We start from the raw sequence: 18,473 nt of genomic DNA on the forward strand, positions 1-18,473 counted from the left end.
TCTTCCTCCTCAACACCGCTTTTGATTGCGGGGGGGGGGGGGGGGGCCCCGCCCCCCCCCCCCCCCCCGGGGGGGGGGGGGGGGGCGCGCCCCCCCCCCCCCCCCGGCCCCGGGCCAGCCCCCTTGGACAGCGGAAGGCCGAGAACACCCATGGCACCACCCGAAGCAGTAACCGAGGCACCGGAGGCGGCCGGCCCGACCGCCCCCGTCGTGCTCGAAGCCCGCTCGGTGAGTAAACGGTTCCCCGGCGTCGTCGCCCTCGACGACGTCACCTTCTCCCTGCGCGCCGGGGAGACCCACGCCCTGGTCGGGGAGAACGGCGCCGGCAAGTCCACCCTCATCAAGGTTTTGACCGGTGTCTACCGGCCGGACGGTGGTGAGCTGAGGATGACGGGTGAACCCGTGCGGTTCGCCCGGCCCTTCGAGGCGCAGCAGGCCGGGATCTCCACGATCTACCAGGAGGTCAACCTCGTCCCGCTGATGAGCGTGGCGCGGAACATCTTCCTCGGCCGCGAGCCCCGGAACCGCTTCGGCCTCATCGACTTCGGCCGGATGCACCGCGAGACGAGCGAACTGCTCGACGGATTCGGCGTGCGCGTCGATCCCCGGCGCCCCCTGCACACCCTCGGGGTCGGCACCCAGCAGATGGTCGCCCTCGCCCGCGCGGTGTCGGTGAACGCCCAGGTCGTCATCATGGACGAGCCGACATCCTCGCTCGAACCGCGTGAGGTGGAGACCCTCTTCCGCGTCATCGAACGCCTCCGCGGCCAGGGCATCGCCGTCGTCTACGTCAGCCACCGCATGGACGAGCTCTACCGGATCTGCGACCGGGTCACCGTCCTGCGCGACGGCCGCCACATCCACACCGGCGACCTCGCCGGCCTCGACCGGATGCAGCTGGTCTCCATGATGCTCGGCCGCGACCTGTCCGAGGTCCGCCGAGACGGCGTCACCAACTTCGCGGCGGAGGGACACGAGGCGTCCCGTACGCCCGTCCTCACCGCCACCGGCATCTCCAGCCGCCTCCAGCTCCACGACATATCCGTCTCCCTGTACGCGGGAGAGGTGCTCGGCCTCGGCGGACTCCTCGGCTCCGGCCGCAGCGAGACGGCGAAGGCGCTCTCCGGCGCGCTGCACGTGGACTCCGGCGAGATCGCCGTCGACGGCACTCCCCTGAAGCGGCTCACCCCCGCCGCCGCGATCCGGGCCGGCATCAGCCTGCTGCCCGAGGACCGCAAGGCCGAGGGCATCGTGCCCGGTCTCTCCGTCCGCGAGAACATCGTGCTGGCGGCGATGCCGCGCCTCTCCCGGGCCGGTGTCGTCTCGCGCGCCAAGCAGGACCGGATCGTCGACATCTTCATGAAGCGCCTGCGGATCAAGGCGTCGAGCCCGGAGCAGAAGGTCGGAGAGCTCTCAGGCGGAAACCAGCAGAAGGTCCTGCTGGCCCGCTGGCTCTGCCTGGAGCCCAAGGTGCTGCTCCTCGACGAACCCACCCGCGGCATCGACGTCGGCGCGAAGGCCGAGGTCCAGAGCCTCATCGACGACCTCGCCCAGGAAGGGCTCGCCGTCCTGCTCATCTCCTCCGACATCGAGGAGCTCATCGAGGGCGCCGACCGGATCGTCGTCCTGCGCGGCGGCGCCGTCGCGGGCGAACTGTCGGGCGAGGACGTGGCCGAGGACCGGCTGCTCGAAGTGCTCGCCGACCACGCACCGGAGGCGGACCGGGCCCCGGCCGCACAGGAGGACCCCCGATGACCCAGACCGCCGTGGCCCCGCCCACGAAGAGCGACCGGCCCGAATCGCCGGCCGGCCCGTTCGCACGGCTGCGTGACCCCGCCTGGTACCAGCGGTACGGCGTGTACGTCGCCGTCGGGGTGGTGCTGCTCTTCAACGCGCTGTTCACCGAACACTTCATGACCGCCGACAACTTCCGCACCCAGCTCGTCCAGGTCGCCCCCATCGTCATCGTCGCCCTCGGCATGGCGCTGGTCATCGGCACCGAGGGCGTCGACCTGTCCGTCGGTTCGACGATGGCGCTCGCCGCCGCGTTCCTGCCGCTCTACCTGGGCTACGGACTCGTCCCGGCCCTGGTCGTGGCCCTCCTCGCGGGCGCCGTCGTCGGAGCCGTCAACGGCGCCCTCGTCTCACTCGTCGGCCTGCAGCCCATCGTCGCCACCCTCGCCCTCTTCGTCGGAGGACGGGGACTCGCCCTGGTCATGGCCGACGGCCAGCTCAAGCAGATCGTCAACCCCGACCTGCTGTCGCTCGGCACCGGATCCTTCCTCGGCATCCCCCTGGTCGTCCTCATCGCCGGAGTCCTCGCCTGCGCCGTCGCCTTCCTGGTGCAGCGCACCACCTTCGGCCGCCAGGTCGTCGCCGTCGGAGGCAACCGTGCCGCCGCGGGCCTCGCCGGCCTCCCCGTGAAGCGTGTCCTCATCGGCGTGTACGTGATCTGCGGGGTCCTCGCCGCCCTCGCCGGCATCCTCGCCACCGCCCGGCTCACCGCCAGTGACCCGTCCTCGCTCGGCACCCTGATGGAACTCTCCGCCATCACGGCCGTCGTGGTCGGCGGCACCCCGCTGAACGGGGGATCCGTCCGGGTCCTGGGCACCGTCGCGGGCGCCCTGCTCATGCAGCTGCTGCGCGCCACCCTCGTCAAGCACGACCTGCCCGACTCCACCGCACAGATCGCCCAGGCGGCCATCATCATCGCCGCCGTCTACGTCGCCCGGGAGCGTCGGTCCCGATGAACGAAACCAAGCCCGCCACCGCCGTCGTCCGGACCGAGGTGGCCGAGAAGACCCCCGCGGCCCCCTCCGTACCCCCGTCCGCCGGCACCGAACCGACCGGCCGGCAGCGTGCCGCCGAACTCCTCCAGCGCCAGGGCGTCCTGGCCGTCCTGCTCGCCGTCGTGATCGTCGCGTCGTTCATCTACCCGACCTTCGCGTCGCTCGACAACGCCCGAGGCATCACCATCCAGGCGTCCTTCCTCGCCGTGGTCGCCCTCGGCATGACCATGGTCATCATCACCGGCGGCATCGACCTGTCCGTCGGGTCGGTCTTCGCACTCGGGGGAGTCCTCGCCGCCTGGGCCTCGCAGTACGGCTTCCTCGCCGCACTGCTGCTGCCTCTGGTGGTGTGCGGGGGGATCGGCCTGCTCAACGGCTTCCTGATAGCCCGGGGGAACATGGCCCCCTTCATCGTCACGCTGGCCACCCTGCTGGGAGCCCGCGGCCTCCTGCTCTCCCTCACCGACGAGGGCGCGACCACCTACCTCGTCCCCAAGGACTCCGCCTTCGGCGAGCTCGGCCAGGGCGCGGTCTGGGGCTTCGGCTACCCGATCATCATCGCCCTGGTGCTGTTCGGCGCCGGAGGACTGGTCCTGCAGCGCACCTCGTTCGGGCAGACACTCTTCGCGGTCGGCGGCAGCAGCGACGCCGCCACCCTGATGGGGCTCCCGGTCGCCCGTACCAAGATCCTCGTCTACACCCTCAGCGGTCTGCTCGCCGGACTGGCCGGCGCGCTCAACGCCGCCCGGCTCTCGTCCGGTGTCACCATCGTCGGCGTGGGCATGGAGCTCGACGCGATCTCCGCGGTCGTCATCGGCGGCACCCTACTCGTCGGAGGCGCCGGATCCATCAGCGGAACCCTCTGGGGCGTCCTGCTGCTGGCCGTCATCCAGAACCTGATCAACCAGATCGGCTCGCTCAACTCCTCGTACCAGTCGGTGGTCAGCGGCGGTTTCCTTATCGTTGTCGTGGTGGCCCAGCGCTATCTGGCGCGCAGTCGCAGAAGCACCTGACGACGAGCCGGCCGGTCACGGCCGGAGCACCCGAACCAAGACGAGCCGAGCCGAACCAAGGAGTGCCGTGGGCGTCAGCCTCAAGGACGTTGCACAACGGGCGGGCGTGTCCATCAAGACCGTGTCGAACGTGGTGAACAACTATCAGCACGTCACGCCGGCCATGCGCGCCAAGGTGCAGCAGGCGATCGACGAGCTCGGCTACCGGCCGAACCTCACCGCGCGCCATCTGCGCAAGGGCCGTACCGGCATCATCGCCCTCGCCGTGCCCGAATTCGGCAACCCGTACTTCGCCGAGCTCGCCGGGGCCGTCATCGACGCGGCCGCCCGGCACGACTACACCGTCCTGGTCGACCACACCGCCGGCCTCAGGGAGAAGGAACTGCTGGTCAGCCAGGGCTTCCGGTCCCATGTGATCGACGGTCTCATCCTCAGTCCCATCCACCTGGAGACCGAGGACCTCATGGCGCGCACCGAGACGGCGCCCCTGGTCCTCCTGGGCGAACGCGAGTACGAGGCGCCCTACGACCACATCGCCATCGACAACGTGGCGGCGGCCAGGGCCGCCGTGCGCCACCTCGTCGGCCAGGGAAGACGGCGGATCGCCTTCCTGGGGTCACGGACCGGACGCGAACGCCAGCCCGCCCACCTCAGGCTCCGGGGCTGGCGCGAGGAGCTCTCCGCCGCCGGCATCACCCCCGACGAGTCCCTCGTCGTCGTCACCGACGGCTACGGCCGGGAGGACGGGGCGGCGGGCATGGCACAGCTCCTCGACCGGGACGCCCGCCCCGACGCCGTGTTCGCGTACAACGACCTCATCGCCATCGGTGCGATGCGGACCCTCACCGAACGCGGCCTGCGCATCCCCGAGGACGTCGCGGTCGTCGGCTTCGACGACATCGAGGAGAGCCGCTACACCACCATCACACTCACCACCATCGCCCCCGACAAGGAAGCCATCGCCCGGCTCGCCGTCGACAGCCTCGTCGAACAGCTGAAGGGCACACCCGTCGCCGAACCGCGCAGGCCACGCCCCGGCTACCGCCTCGTCGTCCGCGAATCCACCACCCACGGGCCCGGAGCGGGCCCCATCGAGGACCTCTGATGCCGCGCCCCACCGTGCACCGCACCCCCTTCGGATCCACCCACGGGACCCGGACCGATCTGTGGACCCTCGACAGCGGCACGGGCGTCCGTGCCGAGATCCTGACCTACGGCGCGTCGCTGCACAGCCTCACCGTGCCCGACACGGACGGAGCAGAGGCCTCCGTCGTACGGTCGCTCGCGACCCTCGACGACTACACGGCCAAGCACCCCTACTTCGGCGCCGTCGTCGGCCGCTACGCCAACCGCATCGCGCACGGACGCTTCGTCCTGGACGGGGCCGAACACCACATCCCGGCCAACGACCGCGGCCACGCCCTGCACGGCGGACCGGACGGCTTCCACACCAAGGTCTGGACGGCCGAGGAGGACCGCGGAGACGACAGCGTGTCCGTGCGCCTCACCCTTCACAGCCCCGACGGGGACATGGGCTTCCCGGGAGCTCTGGACGCCACCGTCACCTACACCCTCGACACATCGGGCACCCTGGCCGTCGACTACGCCTCGGTCACCGACCGCCCGACCGTCGTCAACCTCACCAACCACGCCTACTTCGACCTGGCGGGCCACGGCGACGTCCTGAGCCACCGCCTGGAGGTCGACGCGGACACCTATCTGCCGGTGGACGACGACGGCATTCCGCTGGGTCCCCCGGCCGAGGTGGCCGGAACCCCGTTCGACCTCACCACCCCACGGCTCCTGTCGGAACGACTCGCCACCGAGAACGGGCAACTGCGCGCCGCGGGCGGCTTCGACCACTGCTGGGTCCTGCGGGACCCCGGAAGCGGTCTCCGCCGGGCCGCACGGCTCACCGCCCCGGAGGCGGCCCGGGTGATGGAGGTGTGGACGACGGAGCCCGGCATCCAGGTCTACACCGCCAACCAGCTCGACGGTTCCTTCACCGACGGGACAGGCCGCCGTCACGAGCGGCACGGCGCGATCTGCCTGGAGACCCAGCACCTGCCCGACTCACCCAACCGGCCGGACCTGCCCAGCCCCGTGCTGCGCCCCGGGGAGACGGCTCGCAGCAGGACCGAACTGCGCTTCCCGCATCTGGCCGGCCGGGACCTGACCGCATAGGGCAGGCCACGCCGAACACGGCTCGGGCACCCCGGCATCACACCGCGGCCGGTCACGCGCATCCGCGTGGCCGGCCGCGTCATGATCACTTCAGGTACGGGCCCGCCGTCCCGATCTTCCCCGGGGCCGCGTTCGAGCCACCCAGGTCGAGGACGTACACCCGCAGGTTGCCCTTCCCGGGCGCCGCGACCGTCAGCGTGCCCCCGCTCACCACCTTGGTGTCACCCGTCACGGCGTCCTTGTAGGTGCCGTCGGGGATGCCCGTGTAGGTGGCCCCGCCCGTGACCGTCACCAGCGCGAAGCTGTCGACGCCGCTCGCGGTGTCGGTGTACCGCCGCTTGTACGCCATCGAGCCGGTGATGCCCTCGGTGGAGTACTGCCCCATCTGGAGGGCGGGCACGGCCCGCCGGATCTGGTTGAGCCGCTGCACGTGCTTGACCAGCGGTTTCGCCAGCGTTCCGGCGACGGCGCCGGACGCCGAGGAGACCGTGCCGAAGTCCGAGGCCTGGACCTCGCCCGCCAGGTGGTCCCCGAAGTAGGCGCGCCCGGTCGTCGCCAGCGGACAGGTGGGTCCGCAGTCGATCTTCTTGCCGGCCTGGAACTCGATCTCGGAGCCGTAGTACAGCGTGGGGATGCCCCGGAACGTCCACATCAGCGACATGTTCTCGGCCCAGGCGTCGGTGCCGCCCGCGTAACGCTCGCTGCTCTTGTTGGGCCCGTAGTCGTGACTGTCGACGTACACGACGTTGTACGTGGCGTCGTTGTAACTGTCGTCCGAGTCCTTGCCGTTGCTGTACGCGTTGTTCGCGTCACCGAAGTTCATGTGCATCCGCATGTCGATGACGTTCATCCCGGAGAACTTGCTGTGGTCCGGGGTGTGGTAGCTGTTGCCGTTCAGGAACGCGTTGGTCGACGTGGGCTGCGACCCGGTGCCCTGCTGCTGCTCGTAGTCGTACATCTCGAGCGCGGCCTTCCCGTCGTCCGCGTCGTACTCCCTGCGCTCCTTCCAGGTGTAGAACTGCGCCGAGTGGTTGACCGAGCCGCGGTTCCACTTGTCGTTGACGAAGGCGGCGACCTCTCCGAAGACGAAGAAGTTCTCGGCGGCCTCGGCGCCGAACCGCTGCGTCACGCGCTCCTGGATGGCCGGGAGGAAGCGGCGGTTCCAGGTCGTGCGGGGGATGTGCACCGCCGTGTCGACGCGGAAGCCGTCGACACCCATGTCGATGTACTTGTCGTAGGCGCCGATCAGGTAGTTCTGCACGGGCGCGCTCTCCGTGTTGAAATCGGCGAGGTCCTCGTGCAGCCAGCACGAACGCGAGTCCTCGCCCTCCCAGTTGCCGATCCAGCAGTTGTGGTAGTACGCCTTGGGGAACATGCCCGATGTGGGGTTGGGCCACTGGCAGTTGTAGATCCGGTAGCCCTCCGGCGACGTGTACTGCGTCGGAGTGCCCCAGTTGACACAGGTGTTGCCCGCGGGCTCGGCCGTGGACCACAGGTCGCCGTTGTAGTACGACTTCCCGGACTTGGTCTCGACGCTCAGCCCGTCGTACTCGAAGCCGTCGTTCCTCTCGTCGTAGTACCAGCTCCACTGGGTGTCGCGCACGCCGTACGTCTTCGGGGTGAACAGCCCCTTGGCGCCCCACCGTGAGGAGTGGTTGTAGACGACGTCCTGGTAGATCTTCATGCCCTTGGCGTGCGCCGCGTCGATGAGGTCCTGGTACGAGGCGCCGGCGGACTCGAGCCGGGCGTCCACCTTGTAGAAGTCGTAGCCGTGGTAGCCGTGGTAGTCGTAGTCGGAGCGGTTCAGGACCACGGGGGTGATCCAGACCGCGGACATGCCGAGGCCCTTGATGTAGTCGAGCTTCTCGATCAGGCCCTTGAAGTCGCCCCGGAACATGGGGTCGTCGTTGGCGGCGTTCCCCGACTTGGTGTGCTGGCTGCCGCCCCGGTTGTTCGTCGGGTCGCCGTCGTTGAAACGGGCGGTGAGCACGAAGTAGATCGGGTCCTTGCGCGGGTCCGTGCCCAGGGGCTTCCCGGCGGCGGGGGCCGTCGGCTTGTCCCCGGTCGTCACGGTGGCCGCGGCGGAGGCGGCCGAGACGTTCCCGGCGGCGTCGACCGCTCTGACGGTGTACCGGTACTCCGTCCTGGCCTCGAGACCGGTGTCCGAGAACACCGTGGAGCCGACGTCGCCGACCACCGTGCCCTTCGTCCCGCCGGCACGGGTGACCTGGTACTTCGTCACACCCCGGTCGTCCGTCGAGGGATCCCAGGTCAGAACGACCGACACCCCTTCCGCGCTCGCTCTCAGCCGGGCCGGAGCCGTCGGGGCGCTGGTGTCCGGTGCCTCCGCGGCGCACGGGTCCTCGGCGCCCGTCGTCACCTTCCTGTCCTTCACCGTGGTGAGGCCGGTGGGAAGCGTGTAGTTGCTCCCGTTGTTGTTGTCCCAGACTCCGTTGCCGTTGTTGAAGGCGGCCAGCATCGAGGTGGCCGTGCCGAGCCCGACCGTCTTCCTGACCCAGCCCGTGCAGGCCGGCTCCATACCCACTCCGGGCACGGTGGTCCAGGATCCGCCTGCCGGCTGGTAGTGGAGGTTGGCCGTCGTCCAGCCGACCGTGGCCGTCGAGTAGTAGACCGAGGCGGTGTTGCCGTCCTCCTCCGGATCGGTCCCGGCCTCCGCGCACGGGTCGCTGTGGGCCACCACACCGTCCTTGACGGTGATCGCACCGGTGCCCAGGGCGTAGTTCCTGCCGGCGTTGTTGTCCCACACCCCGGCGCCGTTGTTGAACGTCGCGGACAGACCGGAAGCGCCACCCAGGTCGACGGTGCGTTTCACCCAGTCCGTGCAGGCGGGTTCCATGGCCGCACCGGGGACGTTGGTCCAGGCCCCGCCGTCGGGGGCGTAGTGCAGCTTGTAGGACGACCAGTTCTTGGTCTTGGTGTAGTAGAAGACGGTGGCCGAGGACTCCGACGCGGCCGCCGGAACGGCGGATCCGGCGCCCGGAGGCTCCGGTGCGGGGGTGAGGAGGCCCAGCATCACCGTCGCCGCGACGGCGGCGGCCGCGGGGCGGCCGAGCAGCCGGACAGGGGTGCGTCTCATTCGTGTGTCTCCAGGGGAGGGTCGCGGGCGGGTGGGCCGCGACTGCCGACAGCACGGCCGCTCCTGGGGAGCGGCCGTCAGGATTCCGCCGGAGAACCCGGACGCGCCTCGGGGTTCGGGCGAGCGGTGCGCACCGACAGCAATTCCTGTCAGTGTCTTGCTGCAATCTCTTGCATCGAGGAAGTTACCGGGGCATGACAGGTCCGTAAAGGGGTCCGGCGTGCGAGTGATCCCGGGAATGCAGGGGTAAGCGACGGCGTTCCGCGATGCATGACCTACTTCGTCGGTGTCACGGTGCGCGGTTACGAACTCGACACCCACGGCCATCTCAACCAGGCGGTCTACCTGCAGTACGCCGAGCACGCGCGCTGGGAACTCCTCCGCGAGGCGGGACTGCCTCAGGAGAAGCTCCTGGACCACGGAATCGGTCCGGTGCAGCTGGAGGTGACGGTGAAGTACCTACGGGAGCTGCGCGGTGGAGAGCGGGTGCGCGTCACCTGCGAACTGCTCCACGGCGCACGCAAGACCTTCGGCATCCGGCAGCAGATCATCAAGGAGGACGGCGCAGTGGCGGCGGAGATCACCGGGGTAGGCGGGATCCTCGACCTGAAGGCCCGTCGGCTGATCCCGGACCCGGCCGGCCGGTTCGCCGAACTGGCCGAGAAGCCCGAGCTGCTCGGGATCGCCACCGACTGAGGCGGGTGGCCGTCAGGGCCGGGGCGTCTGCCCCGACGCCAGCTTCGTGATCGCCCGGTCCAGACGCCGCGCCCTGAGCCCGGGCGTCCTCGCCGTAAGCAGGTGCAGGACCACCAGGTAGCGCTCCGTCTTGCCGAGCGTCTCGAAGTGATCGGCGGCCCGGGGCTCGGAGGCCAGCGCCGCCGCGAGGTCGGCGGGCACGGTGGCCTCCCTCTGCGAGGGGTACGCCGCGGCCCAGCGCCCGTCCTCCCGCGCGATGCGCACCTGGGCCTCGCCGGACTCGCGCATCCGGCCCGCGGCCGACAGGGCCTCCACCTTCCGTACGTTGACGAGGGACCACGCGCTGCCCGGCCGCCTGGGCGAGATCCGCTGGAGGTAGTAGGTCTCGTCGAGCGACTTGCGCTGCCCGTCGATCCACCCGTAGCAGAGCACCGTGTCGATGATCTCGGACGCCGTGACCGTCTTGATCCCGGTGCTCTTCTTCGCGACCTTGATCCACAGGCTGGGCGTCACGGCGTGGTGCCCGTCCAGCCACCGCTCCAGCTCGTCGGGGCCTGTGAAGAACAGCGGCTCCGTACCCGGGCCGGCGCCCGCCTTCCTGCCGCGGTCGTCGGCCGGCGAGGTGTCCGCCTGTCTCTGCGAGGAGTTCATGACCGCAGGCTAGCCGTGCGACAGGTCAGAAGCTGACCTGATCGGGGCGGCCCCCGCGGACTCGGTCCTGCTGATGGTGAGGTGATCTTCACTCGCCCGGCCGGGCCTTCGCCCTCCGATCGTTGCGCTGTCCGGCTGACACGGCTCAAGGCCTGCCCCGGTTGTGGACGAAGGGTCAGGTGTTCGCACGTCGTGGGCCTGACCAGGCCCGCGGCCCGTCTTCACCTCCAAGGGAGAACGTATGCGCCTGCGCGCCCGCTGGGCACCAGCCGCTCTACTGCTGATCGCGCCCCTGATCGGCACCACCACGGCCACGGCCGACACCGGCGAGACGCTCGTGCCGGTGCAGAAGTCCACCCGCGCCGTGCCCGGTCAGTACATCGTCACCCTGTCGCCGGACCAGGCTCCGGGCGCCATGGCCGAGCAGCTAGGGGTCGACACCCTCTTCACGTACAGCAAGGTCCTGCACGGCTTCGCCGCCTCCCTGACGGCCGAGCAGCTGAAGGAGGTGCGCGGATCGGCCGGGGTCCAGGCGGTCGAGGAGAACAGCGAGGCGTCGGTCTCGCCGCCTGCGGCCAAGACGGTGTCGGGACAGCGGGTGGCCGCCGGAAGCTGGGGTCAGGACCGTATCGACCAGCGAAACCTTCCGCTGGACGGCGCCTACGAGGCGGCGGGCACGGGGCAGGGGGTGACCGCCTACATCCTGGACACCGGGATCGAGGCCGCCCACAGCGAGTTCGGCGGCCGGGTGGGTCCCGGGTACGACGCGATCGGCGACGGCCGTGACGGCGAGGACTGCAACGGTCACGGCACGCACGTGGCCGGGACCGTCGCCGGCGCGACGTACGGGGTCGCCCCCGGTGCCTCGCTCGTTCCGGTGCGCGTACTCGACTGCGAGGGCTCGGGCACCTGGGCCGGGATCATCGCGGGTCTCGACTGGATCGCCCAGAACGCCGAGCAGCCCGCCGTGGCCAACGCCTCCCTCGGTGGTCCCGCGTCCCAGGCCGTCGACGACGCGTTCAACGCACTGGCGGAGGAGGGCACCCTGCCCGTCGTCGCAGCGGGCAACGAGAACCAGGACGCGTGCGACGTGTCGCCGGCCCGTGCGGACGGAGTGCTCGCCACGGGCGCGAGCGACAAGCAGGACCGTCAGGCCACGTTCAGCAACTGGGGCACCTGCGTCGGGCTGTACGCTCCCGGCGTCGACATCGTGTCCGCCAAGCTCGGCGGCGGATCCACCACGCTGAGCGGTACGTCCATGGCCAGCCCGCATGTCGCCGGTGTCGCGGCTCTCTACAAGGAGCAGAACCCGGACGCGACACCTCAGCAGGTCGCCGACCAGCTCGCCGCGGACGCGACCCCGGACGTCCTGACCGGTCTGGGCGCCGGCTCCCCGGACCGGCTGCTGTACACCGGCGGTCTCTGACCGGCTGGTGAACCAGGAGGCCGACGGTCGGCCGCACCACCGAGCGGGGTCCGCGTTCCGCGGGCCCCGCTCTTCCGTGTGCCGTGGAGCACGCCCTCGATCAGGCACTTTCCTCGAACTTGCGCCATTGCGCAAATTTCTTACGTGGGTGGAGCGCTGGCCAGGCTGTCCGTCCTGTGCGCAGAACTCGGTGAAATGGCGTGCACAGAAGCCCATTTGATGGCCTGTGCGCTTCCGTACCCGCGCTCCCTTTTCTGTCCCAACCGTGGACGCTTCGGCCCTTGTCTGCAACTCTCTGACGGCAAAGCGCAAAACTCAGCTCGGCAAGCGCAGAAATAAGCGCCTCCGGGCTGATCAACAGAGCCGCGCCCTCGGCGTGTCCCGCGTCGTGGCCCGAAGATCGGGGACCTATGAGAGCCCAACGCTGGAGATGGCGGGCGTTGTCCGCCGTCGTCACCACCAGTCTTCTGATGATCGGATGGCCGTCGCTCACCGCCTCGGCGGCCGACGGTCCCAACATCGCCGCAGGACGGACGGCGACCGCGAGCAGCGCCGGCGAGTACGTCGCCCGCAACGTGACCGACGGCAACCAGGCGACCTACTGGGAAGGGACGGGCAGCCTCCCGCAGTGGGTGCAGGCGGACCTCGGAGCGACCGCCCGGGTCGACGAGGTGAGGCTCAAGCTTCCTGCGGGATGGGAGACCAGACAGCAGACGCTCTCGCTCCAGGGAAGCGCCGACGGCACCAGCTTCGCGACTCTGAAGTCCTCCGCCGCGTACACCTTCAGTCCCGGATCCTCCAACGAGGTCAGGATCTCCTTCCCGGCCACGCAGACCCGCTTCGTGCGGGTGAACATCACGGCCAACACCGGCTGGCAGAACGCCCAGCTCTCCGAACTGGAGGTCCGGGCGGCAGGGGAGTCCTCGGCCGACCTCGCCTCGGGCAGGACGCTCACGGCGAGCAGCTACACCGAGACCTACACGGCCTCCAACGGAAACGACGGGAACCGTGCCAGCTACTGGGAGAGCCGGAACAACGCGCTTCCGCAGTGGATCCAGGCCGACCTGGGCTCCTCCGTCCGCGTCGACCGCGTGGTGCTGCGCCTGCCCGACGGCTGGGAGCAGCGCACCCAGACGCTGAAGATCCAGGGCAGCACCAACGGTTCGGACTTCGGTGACCTGACCGCGTCGAAGGCCTACACCTTCAACGCGGCGGGAGGGCAGTCGGCGACGATCTCCTTCGACGCCACCACCACCCGCTACGTCCGGGTGCTCGTCACCGCCAACTCCGTACAGCCGGCCGGACAGCTGTCCGAGCTGGAGGTGTACGGGCCGAGCTCCGGGGACACGCAGGCGCCGACGGCGCCCGCGGATCTGGCGTTCACCGAGCCGGCGACCGGGCAGATCAGGCTGACCTGGAAGGCGTCCTCGGACGACACCGGCGTCACCGGATACGACGTCTACGCCGGGAACGACCTGCTCACCACCGTCGCCGGCGGCGTCACCACCTACACCGACACCCGGCCGGCCGACGAGACGGTCTCGTACCGCGTGCGCGCCAGGGACGCGGCGGGCAACGTGTCCGGCAACAGCAACACCGTCACCCGCACGGGTGCCTCCGGCGACACGCAGGCGCCCACCGCGCCGTCCGGCCTGGCGTTCACCGAGCCGTCAGCCGGGCAGATCAAGCTGACCTGGAACGCCTCCACGGACAACAAGGGCGTCACCGGTTACGACCTCTACGCCAACAACGTGCTCCGCAAGAGCGTGGCAGGTGACGTCACCACGTACACCGACACCCAGTCGGCGGCCACGACCGTCACCTACGTCGTGCGGGCCAGGGACGCCGCGGGCAACATATCCGGCGCCAGCAACAGCGTGACGCGCAACGGATCGCCGTCCGCCTCCTCCAACCTCGCCGTCTCCAAGCCGATCACCGCCTCCTCCGTGGTCCACACCTTCGTCGCGGCCAACGCCAACGACAACTCGCTCACCACCTACTGGGAGGGTGCGGGCGGCAGCTACCCGAACACCCTCACGGTCAAGCTGGGCGCCAACGCCGACACCGAGAGCGTCGTCGTCAAGCTCAACCCCGACAGCAGTTGGGGAGCCAGGACGCAGAACATCCAGGTCCTGGGGCGTGAGCAGAACGCCACATCGTTCACGAGCCTGGCCGCCGCCAAGGACTACGCGTTCAGCCCCGCCACGGGCAACACGGTGACGATCCCGGTCACCGCCCGGGTGGCCGACGTGCAGCTGAAGTTCACCGCCAACAGCGGTTCCGGTGCGGGGCAGGTGGCCGAGTTCCAGGTACTGGGCTCTCCGGCACCCAACCCGGACCTCCAGGTCACGGCGGTCGGATCCTCACCGTCGGCTCCCGTCGAGTCGGACGCCGTCACCCTGACCGCCACCGTCCGCAACTCCGGCGCCGTCGCCTCCCCGGCCGGGAAGCTAGACTTCGAGCTCGGCGGTTCCAAGGTCGCCACAGCCGGTGTCGGCGCCCTGGCCGCGGGCGCGTCCGCCCAGGTCACCGCCGGCATCGGTGCGCTCGACGCGGGCAGCTACGCGCTCGGAGCCGTCGTCGACCCGGCGAACGAGATCATCGAACAGAACGAGACCGACAACCGGTTCACCGCCACCGCCCCGCTGGTCGTCAAGCCGGTCTCCAGCTCGGACCTGGTCGCCGGAGCGGTCAGGACCTCCCCGTCCGCGCCCTCGGACGGGGACACGGTCACCTTCTCCGTCGACGTGAGGAACCAGGGCTCCATCGCCTCCGCGAGCGGAGGTCACGGGATCACCCTGACCCTGACCGACTCCAAGGGCGCCACGGTGAAGACGCTCACCGGCGCCTACAACGGTGCCATCGCGGCGGGCGCGACCACCGCACCCGTGTCGCTCGGCACCTGGACGGCGGCCAACGGTTCGTACACGGCGAAGGTGGTGATCGCCGACGACGCGAACGAACTCCCGGTGAAGCGCACCAACAACACCAGCACGGAATCGCTGTTCATCGGCCGCGGCGCCAACATGCCGTACGACATGTACGAGGCCGAGGACGGGGCCGTGGGCGGCGGCGCCAAGGTCGTCGGTCCCAACCGGACCGTCGGCGACGTGGCGGGTGAGGCGTCGGGCCGCAAGGCCGTGACCCTCGACAGCACCGGAAACTACGTCGAGTTCACGACGCGTGCCTCCACCAACACCCTGGTCACCCGGTTCTCCATCCCGGACTCCGCGGGCGGCGGCGGCATCGACTCCAAGCTGAACATCTACGTGGACGGCACGTTCCTGAAGGCCATCGACCTCACCTCCAAGTACGCCTGGCTGTACGGGAACGAGACCGGACCGGGCAACGACCCCGGTTCGGGTGCGCCCCGGCACATCTACGACGAGGCGAACGTCATGCTGGGCAAGACCGTTCCGGCGGGCAGCAGGATCCGCCTGCAGAAGGACTCGGCCAACACCAGCAAGTACGCGATCGACTTCGTCAGTCTGGAGCAGGTCACCCAGGTGGCGAACCCGGATCCCGCCACCTACACCGTGCCGGCCGGCTTCACCCACCAGGACGTCCAGAACGCCCTGGACAAGGTCAGGATGGACACCACCGGCAAGCTGGTGGGCGTCTACCTGCCCGCCGGCGACTACGCCACGTCCAGCAAGTTCCAGGTCTACGGCAAGGCCGTGAAGGTCGTCGGGGCGGGACCGTGGTTCACCCGCTTCCGGGCCCCGTCCACCCAGGACAACACCGACATCGGGTTCCGGGCGGAGGCGAGCGCGAAGGGCTCCTCGTTCTCGAACTTCGCGTACTTCGGCAACTACACGTCGCGTATCGACGGGCCGGGCAAGGTGTTCGACTTCTCCAACGTCTCGGACATCGTGATCGACAACATCTGGAACGAGCACATGGTGTGCCTCTACTGGGGCGCGAACACCGACAGCATCACGATCAAGAACTCCCGCATACGCAACATGTTCGCCGACGGCATCAACATGACCAACGGATCCACCGACAACCACGTCGTCAACAACGAGGCACGGGCGACGGGTGACGACAGCTTCGCGCTGTTCTCCGCGATCGACGCCGGCGGCTCGGACATGAAGAACAACGTCTACGAGAACCTGACGTCCATCCTCACCTGGCGGGCGGCCGGGCTCGCGGTCTACGGCGGATACGACAACACCTTCCGCAACATCCGCATCGCCGACACCCTGGTCTACTCCGGGATCACGGTCAGCTCGCTGGACTTCGGCTACCCGATGAACGGCTTCGGCACGGGGCCGACGGCGATCGACAACGTGTCGGTCGTGCGTTCCGGAGGCCACTTCTGGGGCTCGCAGACCTTCCCCGGGATCTGGCTGTTCTCGGCCTCCAAGGTGTTCCAGGGCATCCGCATCTCCGATGTGGACATCGTCGCCCCGACGTACAGCGGGATCATGTTCCAGACCAACTACGTAGGAGGACAGCCGCAGTTCCCGATCAAGGACACCGTGCTCACCGACATCTCGATCAGCGGTGCGCGCAAGAGCGGCGACGCCTTCGACGCGAAGTCCGGCTTCGGACTGTGGGCCAACGAGATGCCGGAGGCAGGCCAGGGGCCCGCCGTCGGTGAGGTCACCTTCAACGGCCTCAAGCTCAGTGGCAACGCCCAGGACGTGAGGAACACGACGTCCACCTTCAAGATCAACATCAACCCGTAGCGGCTGCGCCGCAGCCGCGGCTCCCGTGCCCGCCCGCGCCCCTGGCAGGGGTGCGGGCGGGCTCCACGGCGCGTCTCGCGGTGCGTAGGCTCTTTGCGTTCAGAAGTCCGCCTCTTGCGGCACAGGCCCTTGAGGCGGCGCGCAGGGCCTCTCCGTCGCCTGCATTCGCGCGGGTGATGTGTGACCGTGTGCGTCCGCCCGGCTCGCCATGCGTGAGCCGGGCAGATGCATGTCCGGGTACTGTCGGGTGACTTGTCGGAACTCGCTCGTCACATGCGGAGCACTGTCAAACATTTACGAAATCTGCGCGAGATATTGCGCTTGGTTGATGCCGGTGGTTGAGTATGCCGCGCCCCGGCAGAGAGTCGGCCGAGGCCTCCGTGCTCATGCCCGAAGGGGACCACCGATGAGAAGTGCTGGCTTCCGCCGAACCCGCCGTGCCTCCGCGGCCGCCGTCGTCACCGCGCTCGCCCTGACCGCCCTCGCCTCCTGCGGAACGAGCAGCAGCAGTGGCGACGAGAACGACAACTCCGGCAGCGGCTCGTCCGATCCGTCCGCGCCGCTCGACCCGAAGACCAAGGTCACGCTGACGATCGACTGCATGCCGCCGGCGGCGAAGGCCGCGGAGCTGCGCGAGTGGAACGAAGACGTCAAGACGTTCAACAAGAAGTACCCGAACGTCAAGATCGACGGGAAGTCGACGCCGGGGCAGTGCCTGGAGCCCCCGCGCTTCACGGCCATGCTCAAGGGCAAGTCCCAGCCCGACGTCTTCTACGCCTACTTCACCGACCTCCAGCAGGTGCTGGACAACGACGGTGCCGAGGACATCTCCGCGTACGTCAACGACAAGTCCGTCCCCGCCCTGAACGACATCCAGCCCCAGGTGCTCGACGTCGCCCGCAAGGACGGCAAGCTCTACGCGCTGCCCACCAGCAACTACACCATGGGCCTCATGATCAACCGGAAGCTGTTCACGCAGGCCGGTCTGGACCCCGACACCCCTCCGGCGACCTGGGACGAGGTCCGCGCCGCGAGCAAGAAGATCGCCGCCCTCGGCAAGGGCATCGCCGGCTTCGGCGAGTACAGCGCGGGAAACAACGGCGGCTGGCACTTCACCGCCACCCAGTACGGCCTCGGGGGCGACGTCGTGGACGCGAGCGGGAAGAAGGCCGCGTTCAACGACGACAAGGGCAAGCAGGTCCTCCAGCAGCTGCACGACATGCGCTGGAAGGACGACAGCATGGGTCAGACCCAGCTGCTCAAGTGGGGCGACCTGCAGAAGCAGATCGCCACGGACAAGCTCGGCATGTTCCTGGCCGCACCCGATGACATCGCCTACATGGTCCAGCAGCTCGGCGCACAGTACGAGAACTTCGGGCTCGGCCCGATCCCCGGCGCCCAGGGAACCCTGTTCGGCGGCAACAACTACATGATCAAGAAGGGCAGTTCGCCCGACAAGATCAAGGCCGCCGTCGCCTGGCTGAACTTCAAGAACCTCACCCCCGGCGCCGGCCAGTTCGAATGGGCCCGCACCAAGGCGGACAAGCTGCCCGTCGGCCTCCCGCAGCCCAACTTCTTCACCGGCGAGAGCAAGAAGAAGGACGACGCCGACCGCGCCGCCAACGCCACGATGCCCGTCCAGAACTTCAAGGCGTTCATGGACAACCCCGTCGCCGGCAAGGCCGAGCCGCCCAAGGCGCAGGAGATCTACAAGATCCTCGACAACGCGATGTCCGCCGTCCTGACCAACAAGGACGCCGACATCGACAAGCTGCTCGACACCGCGGAGCAGCAGGTCAACCAGGTCCTGGCGAACCAGTAGCGGACGTGGGGGGGGGGGCCCGGGGCGGGGCCCGCCCCCCCGCCCGCACCCAGGAGAATAAAAAAAAAAAAAACCACCAGAACAAAAAAAAAAACAAAAAG

Annotated in this window: 11 protein-coding genes; 9 read left to right on the top strand and 2 right to left on the bottom strand. The window is 69.2% G+C overall.

Translation table 11 applies throughout. The features are described 5' to 3' along the window. The first annotated feature begins 150 nt into the window (after positions 1-150). From ACFXOA_RS31105 to ACFXOA_RS31125, 5 genes are all read left to right on the top strand, one after another. The gene (locus tag ACFXOA_RS31105) at positions 151-1,755 is read left to right on the top strand and encodes a sugar ABC transporter ATP-binding protein (protein ID WP_385035330.1); all 1,605 of its coding nucleotides are present in this window, start codon (positions 151-153) and stop codon (positions 1,753-1,755) included. After that, a complete protein-coding gene (locus ACFXOA_RS31110; RefSeq protein WP_385035332.1) occupies positions 1,752-2,750 on the top strand; it encodes an ABC transporter permease in 999 nt (332 codons plus the stop codon). Before ACFXOA_RS31105 ends, ACFXOA_RS31110 begins: the two co-directional genes overlap by 4 nt. Then, positions 2,747-3,802: an ABC transporter permease gene (locus ACFXOA_RS31115; protein WP_385035334.1), complete on the top strand. Its 1,056-nt coding sequence runs from the start codon at positions 2,747-2,749 to the stop codon at positions 3,800-3,802. The genes ACFXOA_RS31110 and ACFXOA_RS31115 overlap by 4 nt, the downstream gene beginning before the upstream one ends. Positions 3,803-3,869: 67 nt before the next feature. Beyond that, entirely contained in the window at positions 3,870-4,907 is a 1,038-nt protein-coding gene (locus tag ACFXOA_RS31120; protein WP_385035336.1) for a LacI family DNA-binding transcriptional regulator, read from the top strand. After that, positions 4,907-5,986 (top strand): aldose epimerase family protein, encoded by a 1,080-nt coding sequence (locus ACFXOA_RS31125; RefSeq protein WP_385035338.1) that lies wholly within the window; start codon positions 4,907-4,909, stop codon positions 5,984-5,986. The genes ACFXOA_RS31120 and ACFXOA_RS31125 overlap by 1 nt, the downstream gene beginning before the upstream one ends. A gap of 85 nt (positions 5,987-6,071) precedes the next feature. Here the strand turns inward: ACFXOA_RS31125 and ACFXOA_RS31130 are convergent, their stop codons facing one another. Further along, entirely contained in the window at positions 6,072-9,083 is a 3,012-nt protein-coding gene (locus ACFXOA_RS31130; protein ID WP_385035340.1) for a carbohydrate binding domain-containing protein, read from the bottom strand. A 270-nt stretch (positions 9,084-9,353) separates the two neighbouring features. Here ACFXOA_RS31130 and ACFXOA_RS31135 point away from each other — a divergent pair, with 270 nt between their 5' ends. Further along, positions 9,354-9,779, top strand: coding sequence for an acyl-CoA thioesterase (locus tag ACFXOA_RS31135; protein WP_385035342.1), 426 nt, complete (start codon positions 9,354-9,356; stop codon positions 9,777-9,779). 12 nt (positions 9,780-9,791) lie between these two features. Here ACFXOA_RS31135 and ACFXOA_RS31140 read toward each other — a convergent pair whose 3' ends face one another. After that, positions 9,792-10,430 (bottom strand): YdeI family protein, encoded by a 639-nt coding sequence (locus ACFXOA_RS31140; protein WP_385035344.1) that lies wholly within the window; start codon positions 10,428-10,430, stop codon positions 9,792-9,794. Positions 10,431-10,671: 241 nt separating this feature from the next. Here ACFXOA_RS31140 and ACFXOA_RS31145 point away from each other — a divergent pair, with 241 nt between their 5' ends. The 3 genes from ACFXOA_RS31145 to ACFXOA_RS31155 all read left to right on the top strand — a co-directional run bounded on the left by ACFXOA_RS31145 (position 10,672) and on the right by ACFXOA_RS31155 (position 18,372). Further along, a complete protein-coding gene (locus ACFXOA_RS31145) occupies positions 10,672-11,856 on the top strand; it encodes a S8 family peptidase (protein WP_385035346.1) in 1,185 nt (394 codons plus the stop codon). Between the two features lie 410 nt (positions 11,857-12,266). Next, positions 12,267-16,550, top strand: a complete 4,284-nt coding sequence (locus tag ACFXOA_RS31150; RefSeq protein WP_385035348.1) for a discoidin domain-containing protein — start codon at positions 12,267-12,269, stop codon at positions 16,548-16,550. A 406-nt stretch (positions 16,551-16,956) separates the two neighbouring features. Further along, positions 16,957-18,372 (top strand): extracellular solute-binding protein, encoded by a 1,416-nt coding sequence (locus ACFXOA_RS31155; protein WP_385035350.1) that lies wholly within the window; start codon positions 16,957-16,959, stop codon positions 18,370-18,372. The last annotated feature ends 101 nt before the right edge of the window (positions 18,373-18,473 follow it).

It is taken from the genome of Streptomyces sp. NPDC059166 (assembly GCF_042755185.1).
Lineage (GTDB): Bacteria > Actinomycetota > Actinomycetes > Streptomycetales > Streptomycetaceae > Streptomyces.

What these genes read in the sequence shown, in the direction of transcription:
- ACFXOA_RS31145 (WP_385035346.1), top strand. Translation starts at nt 10,672, where the DNA reads ATGCGCCTGCGCGCCCGCTGGGCACCAGCCGCTCTACTGCTGATCGCG.
- ACFXOA_RS31155 (WP_385035350.1), top strand. Translation starts at nt 16,957, where the DNA reads ATGAGAAGTGCTGGCTTCCGCCGAACCCGCCGTGCCTCCGCGGCCGCC.
- ACFXOA_RS31125 (WP_385035338.1), top strand. Translation starts at nt 4,907, where the DNA reads ATGCCGCGCCCCACCGTGCACCGCACCCCCTTCGGATCCACCCACGGG.
- ACFXOA_RS31135 (WP_385035342.1), top strand. Translation starts at nt 9,354, where the DNA reads ATGACCTACTTCGTCGGTGTCACGGTGCGCGGTTACGAACTCGACACC.
- ACFXOA_RS31140 (WP_385035344.1), bottom strand. Translation starts at nt 10,430, where the DNA reads ATGAACTCCTCGCAGAGACAGGCGGACACCTCGCCGGCCGACGACCGC.
- ACFXOA_RS31105 (WP_385035330.1), top strand. Translation starts at nt 151, where the DNA reads ATGGCACCACCCGAAGCAGTAACCGAGGCACCGGAGGCGGCCGGCCCG.
- ACFXOA_RS31115 (WP_385035334.1), top strand. Translation starts at nt 2,747, where the DNA reads ATGAACGAAACCAAGCCCGCCACCGCCGTCGTCCGGACCGAGGTGGCC.
- ACFXOA_RS31130 (WP_385035340.1), bottom strand. Translation starts at nt 9,083, where the DNA reads ATGAGACGCACCCCTGTCCGGCTGCTCGGCCGCCCCGCGGCCGCCGCC.
- ACFXOA_RS31150 (WP_385035348.1), top strand. Translation starts at nt 12,267, where the DNA reads ATGAGAGCCCAACGCTGGAGATGGCGGGCGTTGTCCGCCGTCGTCACC.
- ACFXOA_RS31110 (WP_385035332.1), top strand. Translation starts at nt 1,752, where the DNA reads ATGACCCAGACCGCCGTGGCCCCGCCCACGAAGAGCGACCGGCCCGAA.